This window comes from Streptomyces sp. NBC_00876, assembly GCF_045207435.1.
Classification (GTDB): Bacteria; Actinomycetota; Actinomycetes; order Streptomycetales; family Streptomycetaceae; genus Streptomyces.
The window spans coordinates 6,546,938-6,567,268 of record NZ_CP108800.1 but is presented as its reverse complement, the minus strand read 5'-3'; the positions used below and the strand labels follow the sequence as shown (position 1 = coordinate 6,567,268).

The 20,331-nt window shown below is 70.2% G+C and carries 12 protein-coding genes; 9 read left to right on the top strand and 3 right to left on the bottom strand.

Features of this window, described 5'->3' with window-relative positions; all coding sequences use genetic code 11:
* Positions 1–57 precede the first annotated feature (57 nt).
* Positions 58–3,807 (top strand): S8 family serine peptidase, encoded by a 3,750-nt coding sequence (locus OG782_RS28830; RefSeq protein ID WP_406455815.1) that lies wholly within the window; start codon positions 58–60, stop codon positions 3,805–3,807.
* 106 nt (positions 3,808–3,913) lie between these two features.
* On the opposite strand, the gene OG782_RS28825 is transcribed toward OG782_RS28830, so the two are convergent.
* Both OG782_RS28825 and OG782_RS28820 read right to left on the bottom strand, forming a co-directional pair.
* Complete coding sequence (locus OG782_RS28825) at positions 3,914–4,774, bottom strand: alkaline phosphatase family protein (protein WP_406455813.1); 861 nt, start codon at positions 4,772–4,774, stop codon at positions 3,914–3,916.
* A 45-nt stretch (positions 4,775–4,819) separates the two neighbouring features.
* On the bottom strand, positions 4,820–6,937 hold the full coding sequence (locus OG782_RS28820; protein ID WP_406455811.1) for an alpha-galactosidase: 2,118 nt from the start codon (positions 6,935–6,937) through the stop codon (positions 4,820–4,822).
* 155 nt (positions 6,938–7,092) lie between these two features.
* On the opposite strand from OG782_RS28820, the gene OG782_RS28815 reads away from it, so the two are divergent.
* The 8 genes from OG782_RS28815 to OG782_RS28780 all read left to right on the top strand — a co-directional run bounded on the left by OG782_RS28815 (position 7,093) and on the right by OG782_RS28780 (position 19,248).
* Positions 7,093–8,250, top strand: coding sequence for an ROK family protein (locus tag OG782_RS28815; protein WP_406455809.1), 1,158 nt, complete (start codon positions 7,093–7,095; stop codon positions 8,248–8,250).
* Between the two features lie 188 nt (positions 8,251–8,438).
* Positions 8,439–9,710 (top strand): ABC transporter substrate-binding protein, encoded by a 1,272-nt coding sequence (locus OG782_RS28810; RefSeq protein ID WP_406455807.1) that lies wholly within the window; start codon positions 8,439–8,441, stop codon positions 9,708–9,710.
* On the top strand, positions 9,710–10,699 hold the full coding sequence (locus OG782_RS28805) for a carbohydrate ABC transporter permease (RefSeq protein ID WP_406455805.1): 990 nt from the start codon (positions 9,710–9,712) through the stop codon (positions 10,697–10,699). Before OG782_RS28810 ends, OG782_RS28805 begins: the two co-directional genes overlap by 1 nt.
* 5 nt (positions 10,700–10,704) lie before the next feature.
* Positions 10,705–11,550 carry a carbohydrate ABC transporter permease gene (locus OG782_RS28800; RefSeq protein WP_406455803.1) on the top strand — a complete coding sequence of 282 codons (846 nt, stop codon included), beginning with the start codon at positions 10,705–10,707 and terminating at the stop codon, positions 11,548–11,550.
* An 81-nt stretch (positions 11,551–11,631) separates the two neighbouring features.
* Positions 11,632–13,596: a glycoside hydrolase family 5 protein gene (locus tag OG782_RS28795; protein WP_406455801.1), complete on the top strand. Its 1,965-nt coding sequence runs from the start codon at positions 11,632–11,634 to the stop codon at positions 13,594–13,596.
* 49 nt (positions 13,597–13,645) lie between these two features.
* Positions 13,646–15,400, top strand: coding sequence for a beta-galactosidase (locus OG782_RS28790; protein WP_406455799.1), 1,755 nt, complete (start codon positions 13,646–13,648; stop codon positions 15,398–15,400).
* Positions 15,401–15,478: 78 nt separating this feature from the next.
* Positions 15,479–18,520 (top strand): alpha-mannosidase, encoded by a 3,042-nt coding sequence (locus tag OG782_RS28785; protein ID WP_406455797.1) that lies wholly within the window; start codon positions 15,479–15,481, stop codon positions 18,518–18,520.
* A gap of 47 nt (positions 18,521–18,567) precedes the next feature.
* Complete coding sequence (locus OG782_RS28780; protein WP_406455795.1) at positions 18,568–19,248, top strand: HAD family hydrolase; 681 nt, start codon at positions 18,568–18,570, stop codon at positions 19,246–19,248.
* Between the two features lie 117 nt (positions 19,249–19,365).
* On the opposite strand, the gene OG782_RS28775 is transcribed toward OG782_RS28780, so the two are convergent.
* Complete coding sequence (locus OG782_RS28775; protein ID WP_406455793.1) at positions 19,366–20,292, bottom strand: aldo/keto reductase; 927 nt, start codon at positions 20,290–20,292, stop codon at positions 19,366–19,368.
* Between the last annotated feature and the right edge of the window lie 39 nt (positions 20,293–20,331).

The window sequence follows — 20,331 nt, the reverse complement described above, 5'->3', positions numbered from 1 at the left end:
CTTCCGGCCGGGGCAAGCAGGTCCCCGGTCAACCTGCCCATCCCCATGCTCCGGCGCTTGCCGAACCGTTCGAGCCGGGCGCTCGCCGCGCTGGTCGTCGCGGCATGTGTGGCCGGCACGCTCGGCGTCCTCCCCGCGGCCACCGCCGCGACGCCGTCACCCGAGGCCGCCGGACCGACGCAGAACGGCCCGGTCGTCACGACCCACACGCTCACCCTCGTCACGGGCGAGGTGGTGACGCTGGAGCGCCACGCCAACGGCGTGCAGACGGCGACGGTCGCGCCCGCGTCCGACGGCACCCCGGCGGCGTTCTCCACCATCAAGGTGGGCGACGAGGTCTACGTCATCCCGGACAAGGCGCAGCCCTACCTTGCCGCGAACGAGCTCGACCGCGAGCTGTTCAACATCACGAAGCTGGTCGAGTACGGCTACGACGATGCCCGCCGCCCAGCCGTGCCGCTGCTGGCGACCTTCTCGGGTGCGCCGGGCAGGGCGGGCAAGGCGCTCGACCAGGCCGCGCCGGCCGGTTCGGTGAAGGCCGACGAGCTGCCCAGCGCCAACGCGGTGGCCCTGCGCGCGAACAAGAAGAAGGCGGCGACGTTCTGGGAGGCGGTCGACGACGACAGCGCCGCCGCGGCGAGGACGCCGAAGCTCGCCAAGGGCATCAAGAAGCTCTGGCTCGACCGGCCCGTGCGGGTGACGCTGGATCAGAGCGTGCCGCAGATCGGCGCGCCGGAGGCGTGGGCGAAGGGCTACGACGGCAAGGGCACCAAGGTGGCCGTCCTCGACACCGGGCTCGACCCCACACACCCCGATCTGGCGGGGCGGGTGAAGGAGGCGCAGAACTTCACCGATGACCCGGACACGGTCGACCACCACGGTCACGGCACACATGTCGCCTCGACCATCGCCGGCTCGGGCGCCGCGTCGGGCGGCAGGTTCAAGGGTGTGGCGCCCGGCGCCGACCTGTACATCGGCAAGGTCCTCAACAGCGCCGGTGAAGGCCCCCAGTCGGCCGTCATCGCCGGCATGGAGTGGGCGGTGGCCCAGGGCGCGGACGTCGTCAGCATGAGCCTCGGGTCCCAGGCCCCCAGTGACGGCACCGACCCGATCAGCGCGGCCGTCAACCAGCTCAGCGCGTCCTCCGGATCGCTGTTCGTCATTGCGGCCGGGAACACGGGCCCCGGCAAGTCGACCGTGAGCTCGCCCGGTGCCGCAGAGGCCGCACTGACCGTCGGCGCGGTGTCCAAACAGGACCAGCTCGCGGACTTCTCCAGCCGCGGCCCGGTCAAGGACACGTTCGCGGTCAAGCCGGAGATCACCGCACCGGGCGTGGGCATCGTCGCCGCGCGCGCCGCCGGCACCTCGATGGGTACGCCCGTCGACGCCGACTACACCGCGGCCAGCGGCACCTCGATGGCCACTCCCCATGTGGCCGGCGCCGCCGCGATCCTCGCCCAGCGCCATCCGGACTGGACCGCGGACCGGCTCAAGCAGGTGCTGGTCGGCACTGCCGAGCGGGGCTCGTACACCGCCTACCAGCAGGGCAACGGCCGGGTCGACGTGGCCAAGGCCATCGACGCCCCCTTCTACGCCAGTCCCGGCGTCGTCAGCATGGGCAAGTCGTCGGCCGACGACGCGCCGGTCACCAAGACGGTCAGTTACGTGAACACCTCCGCGACGGACACCACGCTGTCACTCGGACTCGCCTCTTCCGGGGAGACCGGACCCGCACCGGACGGCACGTTCACGCTCGACGCAACGAGCGTGACGGTCCCGGCGAACTCCACCAAGAGCGTGACGGTGACCTACCACCCGGAGCTCGGTGCCATGGGCGACAGCACCGGCGCCATCACCGCCACCGCGGCCGACGGCACCGCGATCCGCACCACCGTCGGCGCCACGAAGGGGGTGCCCACCGTCGGCCTCACCCTCAACACGATCGACAGGCACGGAGCCCCGGCGACCGGCGAGATCGCGGTGTTCAACCTGGACACGGGGGCTGCCCAGCAGGTCTTCCCCCAGGACGGAACCAAGACCGTCGAAGTGCCACAGGGCCGCTACTCGGTCATGGGCGTCGTGCACACGAGGCACAAGGTCGACTCCTCCCAGGTCACGGACTACACCCTCGCCGGTGAGCCCGTGGTGGAGCTGACGGCGGACCGGACCATCACGCTGGATGCCCGGCTCGGCAAGGAGGTCGAGGTCGCGACGCCCAAGGCGTCCGAGGCGACGAGCGGTTCCAAGCTCGGGTACCGCCAGCTGATCCCCGGCAAGCCCGGGATCGACTTCATGAAGGGCGCGTTCAGCCCGCTCTGGGACCACTCCTATGTGGTGCCCACCGAGCCGGTGAAGCTGGGCACGTTCGAGTTCCACTTCCAGCAGCGCAGGTACTCGCCGGTGATCCGGGCGACCTATGCGGGGCAGAGCCGCACGCTCCCGCTGGAGCCGGTGGTGTACGCGGCCCGGCTGTACGGCACCAGCACGCTGCGAGCGGTCGACGCCGGTATGGCGCGGCCGGAGGACCTGACGGGCAAGGACCTCAGTGGCAAACTCGCGGTGGTCACCCGCGATGCCACCCGCAAGTCCATCGACCAGATCACCGCGGTCACCGAAGCCGGCGCGAAGGCCGTGATCATCGTCAACGACCGGCCCGGCCTCTTCGCCACCATCGTGCCGCGCGCCACCGGCACCACCGTCCCGGCCTGGTCCCTCACCCAGGACGAGGGCGCGGAGCTTCTCGGCCGCCTGGCCGACGGCACCACCCGCATCAGCCTGAAGGGCGTCACCGGCGTTCCCCAGGTGTACAACATCGCCACGATGGTTCCCGGCAGGATTCCGGCTGACCCCGTCGACGCGGTCACCGCCGAGAACTCGACCGTGGTGAAGTCGCACTACCGCAGCGCCAAGGGCAGCGTGATCGGAGACGTCGTCTCGGCGATCCGTCCGAACGATGCCCTCGTCACCGACGTCTACGACGCCTTCGATGCGCCGATGGACCGGGAGGAGTGGTACTCCACCGGCAGCAAGCACCCGATGATGCAGGACATTCGGTGGTTTCACCGGATCTACCCGGACCGCGCCGACAACTCCCGCATGGTGAGGGATGAGCTCCGCACCTACCGGCCGGATGAGCACCGCGAGGAGACCTGGCTGGGCGCGACGAACGGACCGGCCGGACCGGGGGCAGCGCAAGCGGTCCGTGAGGGTGACAACTTCACCCTCACCGTCCCGGAGATGGGTGACGGCGGGGGGCACGCGGGCACCTTCGAGCACCCGGACGACCTGCGGACCGTACGGCTGTACCAGGACGGCGAGCTCATCAAGGAGGTGCCGCGACTTTCCCTGACCACGCTGCCGGTCAGCCCCGGCCCGGCCACCTACCGCCTCACCCTGGACACTTCGCATCCGGCGTGGTTCCCGCTGTCCACGAGGACCAGCACCGCATGGACGTTCAAGTCCGCCCGCCCGGACAGCGGCAAGGAGAACCTCGCGCTGCTCTGGCCGAAGTACGGACTGGACCTGGACGCGGAGAACAGTGCCCGGGGCGGCAGGACCGACCACTTCGATCTGGCGTTCGCCCTCCAGGACGGCACCGCACCGCAGATGCGCGGGGTCGAGGTATCGATGTCCTCCGACGGCGGAGCGACGTGGCGCTCCGCGACGGTGAAGCGCCAGAAGGACGGCACCAGCAAGGTGACCGTACGCAACCCGGCATCGGGCCATGTGTCGCTGCGCGTCAAGGCGTGGGACGCCAACGGCAGCCAGATCGAGCAGACCCTGATCAGGGCCTACGCCGTGCGCTGACCCTCGCGGCAGACCTCTGATGTGCTTGACCGCACCCCTGGCCCCGGGCATGTCCCGGCGCCAGGGGTGCACCCCGTGGTCCCCGTCCCGTCAACTCCGGCCGGCGTCAGGCGGGCTGCGGAGCGAGGGTGGGGAAGGGCCGTCCGTCGAGCGTCCAGTGCGAGTCGGGCATGATGCCCAGGGCCGCGTAGACATGGGCGGCGACATCGGCGTGGCGCAGGCCGTCCGGTGTGGTGGAGGGGTCGATGCCGGGGCCGGACGCGGCGATCCAGGCGGTGCGCTCCAGTTCGCTGCGCCCTCCGTGGCCGCCCTCGTCGCGGTGGCCGTGGTCGGTCACCGCGACTATGGTCCACTCCTCACCAGCGGCGTCGGGACGTTCGCGTACGGCGGTGAGGAGCTGCCCCAGCCGGCGGTCGGCGGCCTCGATCGCGCTCCGGTACTCGGGGCCGCAGCCGACGAAGTGGGCGGTCTCGTCGACGGCGCCGAGGTAGACGAAGGACGCGTCCAGATCCTCGCCCGAGCCGAGGATCCGTACGGCTTCGTCGGTCACGCTCTGGTCGCACTCCTCCCAGCCCTGCGGGGTGTCCTCGCGCGGGGCGATGTAGGAGAGCCTGCTCGGGGCCGCGAAGACCGGGCCGCCCTGCCGGGCCAGGAACAGGGGTTCCCAGCCGCCGGCCGCGAACGTCCGCCGCCCGTAGTCGGCGGCCAGCCGGGTGGTGAAGTCGGGGAATATCCCGATCCGGTTTCCGGAGAAGTTGTTGCCCCAGACCCCGTGCTTGGCCACGCCGGCGCCGGTGACGATCGTGGTCCAGCAGGGGCCCGACATGGTCGGTGTGTCGTCGTCGATGTGCACGGGCGCGAGGAAGCCGGCGTCCGCGAGTCCGTCGAGGTGGGGGGTGTCCAGCAGGGGCAGCAGATCGAGCCGGACGCCGTCGATACCGACGACCAGTACACGGGGTGTGGGCATGTTCTCGGTTCCTTGCGATTCGGGTGCGGAAGGGGTTGCGGGGCGTCAGACGGTTCGGCGCAACCGGATCAGGCGGCTGGCGTAGTCGCCTTCGGGCAGCCGCAGGTCGATCCCCCGTCCGGTCAGGACGGCGCCGCTGTGGACGGTGTCCTCGTCGATGTCGAGGTAGTGGGCCGCGGGGTCCAGGGCCACAAGGGCGAGCGCGGGGGCCGGGTGGCCGAAGCGGGTTGCGGGGCGCCAGGCGAGGACGGCGTGTTCCGTGTCGTCCCGGGACGCGTAGTGCACCGCTGTCACTCCGCCGGCGCCGTGGAGGCGGTACTGGCGGCCGTGCTGGACCAGCGGGCGGATCTGCTTGTAGCGGGCGACGAGCGCGGTGGCCTCGTCGAGCTCCGCCTCCGACCAGTCGGTGAGGTCCCCGCCGAGGCCGAGCGCTCCGGCCATGGCGACGTGGAAGCGGAACCGCAGAGGCGTGGTGCGGCCGGTGGCGACGTTGGGGGTGTCGGTCACCCAGGCAGCCATGGCCTGGGCGGGGAAGAGCTGGCTGAAGCCGTGCTGGATGCCGATCCGGTCGACGGGATCGGTGTTGTCGGAGGTCCATGCCTGGTCGGTACGGGCGAGGATGCCGAGGTCGGCCCGCCCGCCGCCGCCCGCGCACGCCTCGATCCGGAGGCCCGGGTGATCGGCGCGGAGGCGGTCCATGATCCGGTAGACGGCGCGGGTGTGGTCGATCCACAGCCGGTCGGGGTCCGGGCAGCCGGCCCATCCGGCCTCGGTGACCACCCGGTTGGCATCCCATTTGAACCAGTCGACACCGTGGTCGCGCACCAGCTGGTCCAGGGTTCGGTGGGCCCAGGCCTCGACTTCGGGGCGGGCGAAGTTCAGCATGAGCTGGTTGCGCTGTTCGGTGGCGTCCCGGGTCGCCGCGTGGACGACCCAGTCGGGATGGGCGCGGTAGAGGTCGCTGTCGCGGTTGACCATCTCCGGCTCGACCCACAGCCCGAACGCCATGCCCAGGCGGTGCACTTCGTCGGCCAGCGGGCGCAGCCCGTCGGGGAACGCCTCGGGCCGGGGTGTCCAGTCACCGAGGCCCGCCCGGTCGCTGGTCCGGCTGCCGAACCAGCCGTCGTCCAGGACGAAGAGTTCGGCGCCCAGACGTGCGGCCAGCTCGGCCAGACGCAGTTGGCCGGGTCCGTCCACGTCGAAGCCGGTGGCTTCCCACGAGTTGTAGACGACGGGGCGGTCGCGGTCGGGGTCCGGCAGGACGGTGGTGCGGATGTGGGTGTGCCAGGCCCGGCTGGCGGCGCCGAAGCCGTCGCGGGAGTAGAGGCCCGCGAAGACGGGTGTGTGCAGGCTCTCGCCGGGCTGAATGCTCCAGCCGATTCCTTCGTGGCCGAAGCCGCCGGTCCAGGTGGCCCGGCCGACCGGGTCGCGGTGCACGGTGATGCGCCAGCTTCCGCTCCAGGCCAGGGCGGTGCTCCAGACCTCGCCGTGTTCCTCGCCGGCGGTGCCGTTGTCGAGGGCGAGCCAGGGGCTGGCGTGGTGGCTGGTGACGCCGCGGCGGCTGGTGAGTACGGTCTCGGCGACGGGGAGGCGGTCCCGGTTCAGCTGGAACTCGCTGTTCCAGCCTCCCACGAGGTGGCTGAGCCGGTAGTCGGGCAGGGCCGGCAGCGTCCAGGAGGCCGAGTCCAGCCGGTCGACGGCGATCGGGCCAGAGTCACCGGCTCCGGTGTGGGTGAGTTCGGTCCAGCGCTCGATGACATCGCTGCCGGGGCGGACGCGGTAGCAGAGTTCGGCGGCCAGCGGATAGCGGCGGTCGGCCAGTTGGAGGCGGAGTTCGCCGTCCCGGACCGTGTGTCCGGTGAAGGTCCACTGGGCGCCGCGGGTGCCGTCGGCGAACCGTACCTGGAGTCCGGCGGGCCCGAAGCGCGCACCGGACTGCGGGGCCAGTTCGTCCGGGGCGGGGTCCGACTCGAAGCTGCTCGCGGCAGGTGAGTCGGCCACGAGCAGCTCGCCGAGGGCGTCGGTGCCGATCTCGTTGCCCCAGTGCAGATGCCGGGGGCTGCCGTCTGCGCCGATGCGTACGGCGTAGACGCTGTTCGGGGTGCGGAGGACCGCCAGCCCGCGGGCGGCGTCGAAGAATACGGATGAGGGCGTGGGAGGCACAGGAGATCCTGAGGGGTTTCGAGCGGCAGCCAGGGCCGGGCAACCGCCTGCGGCAAACAGCTTTTCAACTGGCTGGAGTTGGGCCAGAGCGTAGGACCGCACGTACGGAAAAATCAATACTGGACGAAGTTATTTATTTACCGTAGGTTGCCGCCGTGTTTCCAAACCAATCGCGACCGCTGGTTTCCGCACCGGCCGAAATCGCCGTCCTCACGCTGCTGTTGGCCGAGAGCCCGCTCAGCCGGGTGGAGCTGGCCCGCCGTACGGGGCTGTCCTCGACCGCTGTGACCAAGGCCGCGCGACCACTCATCGACGACGGCTACCTGCACGAGCTCCCACCGGAGCGCACCGCGCCGGGAGCCGGACGCCCGGTGAACCCGCTGGCCGTCACTCCCGACCGGGAGTTCTTCGTCGGTGTGAAGATCAGTGTCGACACCCTCTTCGGCGCGGTCTGCGACCTGCGGGCGGACATGCGGACCACCGCCAGCCGGCCCCTTGGCGACCGCGACCCGGCCGCCGTGTGTGAGCTGCTGGCCGGCCTCGTCTCGGAACTTCTCGACACGAAACCCGAATACCGGGCCCGTACCCGGCACTTGGGCATCGCGGTCTCCGGCGACGTGGACCGCTCCGGCGGACGTGTCCGCTACTCAGCGCTCCCCAGCTGGCGCGATGTGCCGCTGGCCGAGAACCTCGCCGCGGCCACGGGTCTGACCGTCACCGTGGAGAACGACGTCAAGGCCATCACCGCCGCCGAGCACTGGTTCGGCGAAGGCATCGGCACCGAGTACTTCGCGCTGGTCACCATCGGATCCGGGGTCGGTTCGGCGATCGTCATCAACGGTCAGCTGGTCCCCGGCGCGTACGGAGTCGCGGGCGAGGTCGGACACATCAGCATCGACCCGGCCGGACCGCGGTGCCACTGCGGGCAGGTCGGCTGCGTCGAGGCATTCGCCTCCACCAACGCCATACTCGCGGCCATCCGCCACGAGACCGATCGCCCGGAACTGGACTTCGACGGAGCGGTTCAGCTCGCCCGCGGTGGAGACCCCACCGCGCAGGGCGCCTTCGCCAGGGCGGGCCGCGCCATCGGCGTCGGCATCGCCACGCTGGTGAACCTCGTGGGTCCCGAGCGCGTCGTCGTCAGCGGCGAGGGGCTCGACACCTTCGACCTCTTCGGAACGCACATCAGGGACGCGTACGCCGCGCACACCTTCAAAGCGGCGGCGAAATGCCCGCTCACCCTGCGCCCCCTCCCCTGGGAGGAGTGGGCCCGCGGTGCCGCAGTCGCCGGCATCCAGGCCCTCTTCCCCTGAACGAGCGCCACCGTCACGAACGCCACCGTCACGAGCGCCTGCGTCACGAGCACCACTGTCACGTTCGCCGGTCCACGTTGCCGGCGCACCCGATGTCCCTCACCGTCTGCCAACCGTGAGTCCCGGACACCGGCTGTGCCGGCCAACCACACGTACGCCCAACCCTCTTCCAACCCGAAGGACACGAAGTGAGCGCACAGAAAGCCCAGCTTAGCCGCAGAGGATTCCTCGGCGGGTCCCTCCTGTTCGTCGCCGGTGCGGCGGTGGCCTGCAGCACCGACCCGGCCGGCGGCGGCTCCGGCGGGGCGAAGACCACGCTGAACGTCTGGTCCCACGCCTACGGCGAGGCCGGCACCCAGCAGGCCCTCACCCGCTATGCCAAGGCGTTCACCAAGGCCAACCCGGACATCGCGGTGAAGGTCACCTGGACCCCTGGCGACTACACCGGCAAGCTCAACGCGACGCTGCTCACTGACTCCGCCCCGGACGTCTTCGAGATAGGCGACTTCAGCGAGAGCCTCGCCCGCCAGGGCCAGATAGCCCCGCTGGACGACATCTACGGCAGCGCCAAGGCCGACTTCAACCCGGGCGCCCGCGAGATGGTGACCGTCGACGGCAAGCTCTACGGCGTCAAGACGCTCGACGACGTCATGATGCTCTACTTCCGCAAGAGCGTGCTGTCCAAGGCCGGCATCACCCCGCCCACCACCTTCGACGCGCTCGCCGACGCGGCCAAGGCCCTGTCCTCCAAGAAGACCAAGGGTCTGTTCGTCGGCCAGGACGGCCTCGGCGACAGCGCCATCCTGGCCGTGTTCTCCAACGGCGGCGACCTCGTCGCCGACGGCAAGGCGGCCTTCGGCTCCCCCCAGGCCGCCGAGGCCGTGGCCGGGCTCAAGCGCCTGCACGACGACAAGTCCCTGCTGCTCGGTTTCACCACCGACTGGTGGGACCCCGCCGCCCTCAACCAGAACGTCGTCCCGATGCAGTGGGGCGGCCTCTGGTCGATGCCCGCCATCAAGACCGCGCTCGGCGACGACTTCGGCGTGCTGCCCTGGCCCGCCTTCAAGGCCGGCGTCAAGCCCGCGGTGCGCGTCGGGGGCTGGAGCACCTGCGTCAACGCCAAGGGCAAGAACGTGGCAGCGGCCAAGAAGTTCGTCCAGTGGCTCTGGATCGAGCAGACCGACCTCCAGACCGACTGGTCGCAGAGCTACGGCCTCCACATCCCGCCGCGCACCTCGGTCGCCGCAAAGGCCGACAAGCTGACCCAGGGCCCCGCCAAGGACACCGTGGAGCTGGCCGCCCAGTACGGCAGGAACAACCCCAGCACCTGGAACACTGCCGTGAGCTCCCTCTTCTCGGCGGCTGCGATGAAGGTCGTCCGGGGACAGGGCGATGCGGGCAAGCTCCTGGCCGACGCGGCCAAGAAGGCCCAGGGCGAGATCGACAAGCAGCGCGCCTGATGACGTCCGTACCCTCACCCACGCTTCACCCCGAGCGTGTGGGGTGCCCCGCGGCCGAGCCGCGGGGCACCGCCCCCCTCCGCCGCTCCCGCCCGGACCTGCGGGCCTGGGGAGCGTTCGCACTGCTCGCCGGGCCCCTGCTGATCGGCCTGGGCCTCTTCAAGTACGTCGCCATCGGCTGGAGCTTCCTGCTCAGTCTCAGTGAGGCCCGCGGCTCCATCGCCCTGGGGCACTGGGTCGGCCTGGACAACTACCAGGCGCTGCTCTCCGATGCGGTGTTCCGCAAGTCGCTCGGCCAGATCCTGCTGTTCACGGTGGTCATCGTGCCGGTGACGTTCGCCGCCTCGCTGGGGCTGGCGCTGCTGGTGCACCGGATCCGGCGTGGCCGGGCCGTGCTGCGCACCGCCTTCCTGATCCCGGCCGCGGTCTCGTACGTCGCAGCCTCCCTGCTGTGGAAGATGAGCCTGTTCAACGGGCTGCCGAGCGGCATCGCCAACACGATCGGCGCCTGGTTCGGCATGGAGGCCGAACCATGGCTGCAGACCACCTCGCCGCCGCTGTACTGGGTCGTCCTGATCACGCTGCGCCTCTGGCTCCAGGTGGGCTTCTACATGGTGCTCTTCCTGGCCGGGCTCCAGGCCATCCCCAAGGAGATGTACGAGGCCGCCGCCCTCGACGGCGCCACCGGCGTGCGCCTGTTGCGCAGGATCACCCTGCCGATGCTGCGCAACACCTCGGTGGCCGTCCTGATGCTTCAGTTCATCGCCGCCTTCCAGGCGTTCGACGAGTTCTACAACCTGTTCAACAGCGGACAGTCCGGGGTGGCCACGGCTCCGGTCCGGTCCCCGCTGGGCTATCTCTACGACACCGCGATGGGCTCCCAGAACTACGGCCTCGGGTCGGCCGGGGCCTTCGTACTGACCGCCCTGATCGTCGGCGTGACCCTGATCCAGGGCCGGCTCACCGGCTTCGGCAAGGGTGAGGAATGAGCACGATGACAACCACCCGACAACTGCCCATGGTCATGCGCCGGTCCGTGCGCGGAGTGCTGGCCGGCCTGCTGACGGCCGTGTTCCTGGCGCCCTTCTACCTGATGCTGCGCAACGCGCTGATGGACACGCAGGGCCTGACGTCACCGGACTGGACCTGGTGGCCGTCGACGATGCACTGGGAGAACTTCAGCTCGCTCTTCAGCGATCCCTCCCTGCACATGGGCCAGGCCCTCGGCAACTCCCTGCTGATCGCCGCGATCACCGCCCCGGTGTCGACGCTGCTCGCCTCGGCCGCCGGGTACGCCCTCGCACGGATCCCGGTACCCGGACGCGGCGTCATGCTCGCCCTGGTGGTGGCCACGCTGATGATCCCCGGCTCGGTGACGTTCGTCCCCACCTTCGTCGTCGTGGGCTCCATGGGCGGGGTCAACACCCTGTGGGGCATCATCGCGCCCGGACTGTTCAACCCGTTCGCCGTCCTGCTCTTCCGTAACTTCTACCTCCAGTTCCCCAGTGAGATCGAGGAGGCCGGACGCCTGGACGGGCTCGGCTGGCTCGGCCTCTACCGGCGGATCGCGCTGCCGTCGTCCGGAGCGATGCTCGCCTCGCTCGGCGCGCTCGCCTTCATCGACAGCTGGAACGGCTTCCTGTGGCCGCTGGTCATCGGGCAGGACCCGTCCACCTGGACGGCCCAGATCGCCCTGTCGACGTTCCTCACCTCGCAGACCATCAACCTGCCCGGCCTGTTCGCCGGCGCCGTCGTGACCATCGCCCCCCTGGTGGCCATGTTCCTGGTCGCCCAGCGCTACATCGTCGAAGGCATCGCCACCAGCGGGCTCAAGGGCTGAGCCGCACCTGACTCCGGACCACCGGTCCGGGCCGCACCACCTGAAGGTCCAACCCCAACCCCACCCTCTGAGGGGACCATCATGAGATCCGTTAGGTCGGCTCCCGCCGTCAGGAAATTCTTCTCCCGGATCCTGCCTGCCACGGCAGCAGCGATCACGCTCCTCCTCGCGGGAACCTCCGGTTCTGTCGCAGCTCCCACCGACGCCACGCCCACCGCCACCCCCACCGCCATGACCGGGCCGCAGCTGGCCGCCTCGTGGAAGGGCCCGCTCAGCACCCGTGGGCGGTACATCGTCGATGCCAACGGCAACCGCTTCAAGCTGAAGTCCGGCAACTGGGCCGGCGCCCAGGGCACCTATGAGGGCAGCGGCGACGTCAACGACCCCGCCAACCACCAGGCGGACCAGATGTCGCACAACCTGCCGCTGGGCCTGGACCGCGCGCCCATGCAGCAGATCATGAACGACTTCCACGCGCTCGGGCTGAACAGCATCCGGCTGCCCTTCGCCAACGCCATGATGCGTGACACCACGATCGTCCCGGACTCCGCGGTCGCGGCCAACCCGGAGCTGAAGGGCAAGACCCCGCTGCAGGTGTTCGACGCGGTGGTGGCGTCCCTGACCGCGGAGGGATTCGCGGTCATCCTCAACAACCACACCACCACCTACCGCTTCTGCTGCGGCCTCGACGGCAACGAGCGGTGGAACAGCGGCCAGTCCGCGGAGCAGTGGCAGAACGACTGGCTGTTCCTGGTGAACCGCTACAAGGCGAACAAGCGGGTCGTCGGCGCCGACCTGCGCAACGAGATCCGCCGCGACACCTGGGACGACCCCAACTGGGGCTGGGGTGACGACCACGACACCTACGCGGCCTTCGAGCTGGCCGGCACCCGCATCCTGGGGGCCGACCCCGACATGCTGGTGATCATGGAGGGCATCAACTGGTACGGCATCCCGCTGGACGGCCTGGACTACGGCAGGCCGATGCTGACCCCGGTCCGTGAACTCTCCAACACCCTGACCACCTCGGGCAAGCTGGTCTACGCCGCGCACTTCTACGGCTACACCGGGCCGAACTACACGGGCGCCGACAGCGGACCGGGTCACACCAACGACTGGCCGTACGAGGACTTCCCGCTCGACAAGCTGAAGCAGCTGGTGCACGACGAGGCCCTGTTCGTCACGGAGTCCGGGCAGCACTTCACCGCCCCGGTCTGGATCAGCGAGTTCGGCGCCGGCGGACGCGGGTCCACCGACACGAAGGAACAGACCTGGTTCAAGAACTTCACCGACATCCTGGTCGAGAACGACACCGACTTCGCCATCTGGCCGCTGGTCGGCTGGACCGGCGCCAACGGCGCTCCGCAGGACACCTGGGCCCTGGTCTCCTACGACACCGCGGGCAAGCGGCAGAGCCTCAACGACTCCGGTGACTGGCGGACCTCCGACTGGAACAAGCTGGTCAACGCACCCGGCCGCTCCGGTCCGGTGGCCCAGGTCGACCACTGGAACATGCTCAACCTCGACTTCCGCGACCACAACGTCTCCACCCGGATGCTCGCCCAGGGCGACTGGAGCCCCGGCTACCGCAAGGGCAACTGCCCCGACAGCCAGCGCCTCACCGGCCTCGGACGCAGTGACAAGCGCGGCCTGTGCACCGACGCGAACCAGCCCGCCAAGGGTGCCGGTGACTGGGTGGCCGTCCATGACGAGCGCTACGTCACCCACGGCGACTGGGCCTCGGGCTACAACAAGCTCCAGTGCCCCGACAACACCTTCGTCGTCGGCTACAGCGTCAGCGGCAACGCCATGGCCGGCCTGCTCTGCGCACCGTCCGCGACACCGCTGCCGCTGACCGGCCGCAACGTCTGGTTCGACCAGGGCAACAACCGCCCCGCCACGGGCGGCTCGGTCGGGAGCGACTGGGCTCCCGGCTACTTCAAGGGCCAGTGCACCGACAACGAGTACATCGCCGGTGTCGCCTTCACCTGGAAGTGGAACCACGGCGGTGTGCCCGACGCACTGCTCTGCCGTCCGCTGAACTGACCCCACCGCAGACAGTTCCATCAGCCCCGTCATCAAGGAGACAACGGCCATGCCACGACTTGAGGTTGCCGCAGACGAATTCCGTCTCGACGACCGACCCCTGCGAATCATCTCCGGCGGGCTGCACTACTTCCGGATCCATCCGGAGCAGTGGGCCGACCGGCTTCGCAAGGCACGTCTGATGGGGCTGAACACGGTCGAGACCTACGTCCCATGGAATCTCCACTCGCCCCGTCCGGGTGAGTTCCGGCTGGACGGAGGTCTCGATCTCTGCCGGTTCCTCGATCTGGCCGCTGCCGAGGGCCTGCACGTGCTGCTCCGCCCCGGCCCGTACATCTGCGCCGAATGGGACGGCGGCGGTCTGCCCTCCTGGCTGCTCGCAGAAGAGGGCATCGAACTGCGCAGCCGCGACCCGCGCTATCTGAAGGCGGTGGACGACTACCTCGGCGCCCTGTTGCCGGCCGTCCTTCCCCACCTCTCCACACGCGGCGGCCCGGTCATCGCCGTACAGCTGGAGAACGAGTACGGCGCCTACGGCGACGACTCCGGCTATCTGGAGGATCTGGCCGAGCTGCTGCACCGGCACGGAGTCGATGTGCCGCTGTTCACCTGCGACCAGCCCGCCGACCTGGAGCGCGGCGGCCTCGACGGCGTCCTGCGCACGGTCAATCTGGGCAGCCGGGTGGACGCCGGGCTCGCCGCGCTGCGCACGCAGCAGCCGTCCGGGCCGCTGATGTGCAGCGAGTTCTGGATCGGCTGGTTCGACCGCTGGGGCTCCATCCATGCCACCCGCAGCGCGGCCGACGCGGCGGCCGACCTCGACCGGCTGCTCGCGGCCGGTGCCTCGGTCAACATCTACATGTTCCACGGCGGCACCAACTTCGGTTTCACCAACGGCGCCAACGACAAGGGCACATACCGCCCCACCGTCACGTCGTACGACTACGACGCACCCCTGGACGAGGCCGGCGACCCCGGCCCCAAGTACGCCGCCTTCCGCGAGGTGATCGCCCGGTACGCACCCGTCCCCGAGGAACCGGTACCCGGCCCCGCACCCAAGCTCTCCCCTGCCGTCGCCGAACTCACCGCATGCGCAAGCCTCCTGGACCAGAGCGAGCGGCTCGGCAGCGCGGTGCGCGCCGACCGTCCGCAGACCATGGAACAGCTCGGCCAGTCCTTCGGATTCGTCCTGTACGAGACGGCGCTCCCGGAGGCCGGGCCGGCCGTCCTGCGTATCGCCGAGGTGCACGACCGCGCCCAGGTCTTCGTCGACGGCCAGCCGGTCGGCGTCCTGGAACGCGAGAACCATGAGCACAGCCTCGCCTTCCATGTCCCCCGGCAGGGCGCGCGATTGGCCGTGCTGGTGGAGAACCAGGGCCGGGTGAACTACGGGCAGGCCATGCACGACCGCAAGGGACTGCTCGGCGAGGTGACCGTAAACGCGCGTGCCCAACAGGGCTGGTACAGCAGGCCGTTGCCCCTGGACGATCCGGACCGGCTGTCCTTCGCCGCATTCGATCCCGCCTCGCCCCGGGTGGGACCCGCGTTCCACCGGGGACACCTGGACATCGAGCAGCCGGCCGACTGCTGGATCGCCCTGGACGGCTGGACCAAGGGCCACGTCTGGGTCAACGGCTTCGCACTCGGCCGGTACTGGTCGCGCGGACCGCAGACCACGCTCTACGTCCCCGCGCCGGTCCTGATGGCCGGCCGGAACGAGATCACGGTCCTCGAACTGCACAGCTCCACCACCCGCAGGGTGGAACTGCGGAGCACCCCCGATCTGGGCCCCGTCGAGGACTGACGTCCGTGACACCGGCCGGTCCGCCTCAGCCGGCGGACCGGCCGGCTGAGGTGTGCCGGCCCGACGACGAAGGAATCCATGCACAGCAAGCGACGCCTCACCGAGCAGCGGCTCGACCGGGTGCTGAACGAGCGCATCAGGCCCGCGGTCCATGCGCGGACCGTCCCGGTGGAGATCGCGGTCTGGAACGTGACGGGCGAACCGGTCCCCGTGTCCGAGGGCCTGGCCGCACCGTACGAACCCGTGGCGCTCGGGCACCGGTGGGGGCCGCCGTGGTCCACGAGCTGGTTCAGGATCAGCGGCAGGGTCCCGCAGGAGTGGGCCGGCCTGCGGGTCGAGGCGGTCATCGACCTCGGCTTCGACGTCACCGGTGCGGGCTTCTCCGCCGAGGGCCTGGTCCACCGGGCGGACGGCAGCGTGGTGAAGGCCCTCAACCCCCGCAACGCGTACATTCCGGTCGCCGACCCGGCGGTGGGCGGCGAGGAGTTCACGTACTACGTCGAGGCCGCCGCCAATCCCGACCTGAACGATGACCACATCCCGTCCCGGACCGGGGACCGGCCCCCGTGGATGAGGGGAGCCGAATCGGAGGCCGCACCCCTGTACCAGCTGCTCCGCCTGGAGCTGGCGGTCTTCGACGCGGAGGTGTCCGGGCTCGTCCATGACCTGGACGTCCTCGGGGGGCTCATGCGCGAACTGCCCGAGGCCGAACCGCGCCGCTGGCAGCTGCTGCACACCATCGAGCGGGCCCTGGACGCGGTCGACCTCCAGGACATCGCCGGCAGCGCCGCCCCCGCCCGCGAGGTGCTGCGCCCGGCGTTCGCCGCTCCGGCGGCTTCCGGCGCCCACCGGATGTCCGCCGTCGGGCACGCCCACATCGACACCGCCTGGCTGTGGCCGCTGCGCGAAGCCGTCCGCAAGGTCGCCAGAACGCTCTCCAACGTCACCCACCTCATGGACGACCACCCGGACTTCCTCTTCGCCATGTCCCAGGCCCAGCAACTGGCCTGGCTCAAGGAGCAGCGCCCCGAGGTCTACGGCCGGGTGCGGGAGAAAGCGCGGAAGGGGCAGTTCCTCCCCGTCGGCAGCCTGTGGGTGGAACCCGACACCAACATCACCGGCGGTGAGTCCCTCGCCCGGCAGCTGATCCACGGAAAGCGGTTCTACCTCGACGAGTTCGGCGTCGAGACCCAGGAGATGTGGCTGCCCGACACCTTCGGCTACAACGCGGCCATGCCACAGCTGATGAAGCTGGCCGGGGTCCGGTGGTTCCTCACCCAGAAGATCTCCTGGAACACCACCAACAGGTTCCCGCACCACACCTTCTGGTGGGAGGGCATCGACGGCACCAGGATCTTCAGCCACTTCCCGCCGGTCGACACCTACAACGCGGAGATCACCGGCGCCGAACTCGCCCATGCCGTCGGCAACTTCCAGGACAAGGAGGCGGCCAACAGCTCACTGCTCCCGTTCGGTTACGGTGACGGCGGCGGCGGCCCCACGCGGGAGATGCTGGCGCGGGCCGAGCGTCTCGGCGATCTGGAGGGCTCGGCCAGGGTCGTCATCGAGAGGCCCTCGGACTTCTTCGAGCGGGCACACGCCGAGTACCCCGACGCGCCGGTGTGGCAGGGGGAGCTGTACCTGGAGTTCCACCGCGGCACGCTGACCAGCCAGTTGAGGACCAAGCAGGGCAACCGGCGCAGCGAGCACCTGCTGCGGGAGGCGGAACTGTGGTCGGCGACGGCCGCCGTGCGCACCGGGTTCGCGTACCCGTACGAGGCTCTGGACCGGCTGTGGAAGACGGTTCTGCTGCACCAGTTCCACGACATCCTGCCCGGCTCCTCCATCGCCTGGGTGCACCGGGAGGCGGAGCAGACCTATGCCGCCGTCACCGCCGAACTGCTCGCGCTCACGGACGCGGCCCAGCGCGCCCTGGCCGGCGAGGGCAGCCTGCCCGTGGTCTTCAACGCCGCCCCGTTCGCCCGCGACGGTGTCCCCGCCCTCGGCGCCACGCTCCGGACCGGGCCGCCGGTCCGGCCCGTCGCCCCGGTCCCCTGCGGGGACGGTTTCGTGCTGGACAACGGCCTGGTCCGGGTCCGGATCGATGCCCGGGGCCTGGTGACCTCGGCGTACGACATCGCGGCCGACCGCGAAGCGCTGGCCCCCGGCTCCCCCGCCAACCTCCTCCAGCTGCACCAGGACTTCCCCAACGAGTACGACGCCTGGGACATCGACGTCTTCTACCGCAACACCGTTCGCGACCTGCTCGACGCCGACTCGGTCGCGGCGGAGGAGGACGGTGTCCGGATCGTGCGGACCTTCGGCGACTCCCGCATCGAACAGCTGCTCTCCCTGCCCGAAGACTCCCGGCGTCTGGACATCGACACCGGGATCGACTGGCGCGAGAGGGAGAAGCTCCTCAAGGCCGCCTTCCCGCTCGACGTGCGGGCCGACCACTCCAGTGCGGAGATCCCCTTCGGTCACGTCCGGCGCCCCACCCACACCAACACCAGCTGGGACGCGGCCAAGTTCGAGATCTGCGCCCACCGCTTCCTGCACCTCGGCGAACGGGGGTGGGGTGCGGCCTTGGTGAACGACTCGACGTACGGGCACGAGGTCACCCGGGACGTCCGCGCCGACGGCGGCACCACCACCACCGTCCGGCTCTCCCTGCTCCGCGCTCCCCGCTACCCCGACCCGGACGCCGACCAGGGCCACCACCACCTGCGCTACGGGTTCGTCATCGGGGCCGGCATCGAGGACGCCGTCCGCGAGGGCTACGCGTTCAACCAGCCGGAGCGCAGCGTCCCCGGCGCGGCCGAAGTCCGGCCGCTCGTCACCGCGGACAACGAGGCCGTCGTCATCGAGACGGTCAAACTCGCCGACGACCGTTCCGGCGACATCGTCGTACGCCTCTACGAGGCCCACGGCGGACGCGCCCGAACCGTCCTGACCACGGGCTTCCCGCTGGCGTCGGCGGCCTGCACCGATCTGCTGGAGCGCGAATCCGGCCCGCCCGAGAACACGGAATCCGTACGGACGGACGGCCCAGGGGTACGTCTGGCCCTGCGTCCGTTCCAGATCCTCACGCTCCGGCTGAGACCCCTGACCGGTGCCTGAGCCCCGGTGACCGTCACACCACCCACGCCCGAGAAAGCAGAACCGCCGTGCCCGCACTCCCCGCCGCCGTCCTGTTCGACATGGACGGCACCCTGGTCGACACCGAGCACCTCTGGCTCCAGGCCACCACCGAACTGGCCGCCGCCCTCGGCCACACCCTCGTCGAGGAGGACCTGCCCGAGGTGCTCGGCCGCGCCGTCGGCCACACCGCCGCGCATCTGCACCGCGTGACCCGGACCGGCCTCACTGCGGACAGCCTGGCCGAACTCCTCACCAACGCGTTCAGCAGCAAGGTCGCCGCCGGAGTCGTCCCCCGGCCCGGTGCCCTGGCCCTGCTCGCCGGACTGCACGACGCCGCCGTGCCCACCGCGCTGGTCTCGGCCTCCCCCCGCCGCATCGTGGACCTGGTTCTCGGCCACCTCGGCCACGACTGGTTCCGCCTCACCCTCGCCGCCGAGGACACCGAGCGGACCAAACCCGACCCCGCCCCCTACCTGGCCGCCGCCGCCCGGCTCGGGCTGGACCCTGCGGCCTGCGTGGCCGTCGAGGACACCCCGGCAGGGGTCGCCTCCGCGCACGCCGCCGGCTGCGCGGTGCTGGCCGTCCCCTCCACCGTGCCGATCGCCGGGGCCGCCCGGATCACCCTGCTGGACAGCCTCGAACAGGCCGACCTGGCGCTGCTCTCCACACTGACCACGCCGACTACCCAGCCCACCCCTCGCCCGTGACACCGGCGGCGATGTCGGCCCCGCCCTCATGAAGGAGCCGCGGCAGGGCGATCGGGCGAGTGCGGCCGCCGGCGGCCGGCCCCGGAGGCACACCAGGTCAACACCGCGGGCTCCGCTCTACAGCAACTCCAGAATCTCCCTCAGCTCTGCGGCGGAGGGAATCCACTCCCCCGCCGCCGCGTTGGCCCTCACCTGTTCCGGCTTCGTGGCCCCCGCGATCACCGAACTACAGCCCGGGAACGCTGCGAGGCCACCGACCGCGATCTCCAGGACGCTGCGGCCGTACTTCCCGCCCCACGCGATCAGCGCCTCTACGGTGTCGAGCCGCGCCTCCGTCACTTGATAGGCGCTCTCGGCGATGCGGGTCCCTTCCGGAATGTCCTTGCCCCGCCGCACCTTTCCGGTCAGCAGGCCGTTCGCCAATGGAAAATACGGAAGTACTCCCAGTCCGAAATGGCGTGCGGCCGGGACGACTTCATTCTCGCTGTCGCGATTGAGCAGCGACCAGTGGTTCTGCGCGGATATGAAGGGCTCGAACCCTCCGGAACGGGCGATACACGCGGCTTCGGCGATCTGCCAGCCCATGAAGTTGGAGTTGCCGATATAGCGGATCTTTCCTTCACGAACGAGCTCGGACAAGGCCGCGAGCGTCTCCTCGACCGGGGTGATCGGATCAGGCGTATGGATCTGGTAGAGGTCGATGTAGTCCGTACGGAGACGCCGGAGGGACGCCTCGACGGCGCGGCGGACGTACGCACGTCCGCCCTTGGCGCCGGCTGCGGGTCCGTACCCCATATCCATTCTCTGATGCCCGAACTTCGTGGCCAGGACGACATTCTCCCGCTCTGTCCGAAGGCATTCACCGAGCACGGACTCGGAGTCTCCGTAGACGTCGGCCGTATCGAAGAGGGTGATCCCGGCGTCCAGCGCAGCACTGACCACCGGGCGCGCCTGGTCAAGCCCGACGGACCGGCCCAGTTCATTGCATCCCAACCCGACTGCGGAGACCCGTAAACCCGAAGTGCCCATTGGCAGATAGCGCATGGTTTCACATTCTACGGATACGTGACGAGCGTTCAAGAG